1 protein-coding gene is annotated in these 579 nt (G+C 70.8%); it reads left to right on the forward strand.

The features are described from left to right. Window positions 1-344 precede the first annotated feature (344 nt). The coding region (locus tag ABD343_RS40775; protein ID WP_344535938.1) for a hypothetical protein at window positions 345-579 on the forward strand (235 nt) is incomplete at its 3' end.

A 579-nucleotide genomic window follows, 5' to 3' on the forward strand; every position in this document is an offset into this window, starting at 1 on the left:
CGTCTTTGGCGCGTTCGGTCGAGAGCCGCAGTCGGCGGAGCACGGCGCATTTACGCATCCTGGCGATGCCGCCCCACGGTCGGCCGTGAGCCGCTGTACGGCCCTCTGCGGCTCTGTGGGGGCTGCGCCTGCCCGTGGAGCCGTGTCGCGGGTCGTGCGCGGCTGTGAGGGGCGCACAGCGCCTCTGGTGGCGTCTCCTGGCTCACGGGGTGCTGCGGTGCCCGACCGCGACCGGCCGAAGGCCGCAGCGCGGGCGGGGGCGCCGCAGGCGCCCCCCTTGACCAAGTAGAGAAAGTTTCGACCAGTCTTGCGCTGCCAGCACACCGTGTGTCAGGCTGCGCGTCATGACGCAGAAGACACCGGCTCAGATCAGGGCCGAGGCAGAAGCCGAGATGGAGCCGCTGGGGGCCGAGCGCCTTCGGCTGCTGGCCGAGCTGGAGAAGATCGACGGGAGGCTGAAGCCGAAGATCCTGAAGGCGCGGACGCTGGAGGTCTCGTTGCGCCGGATCACGACGCTGACGGGGGTCGCGCCGAACACGGTACGGGCGTGGGAGAAGGCGGAGAACGCGAACGCGGGGT

Origin of the sequence: Streptomyces albiaxialis, assembly GCF_039530985.1 — a bacterium.
GTDB classification, from domain to species: Bacteria; Actinomycetota; Actinomycetes; order Streptomycetales; family Streptomycetaceae; genus Streptomyces; species Streptomyces albiaxialis.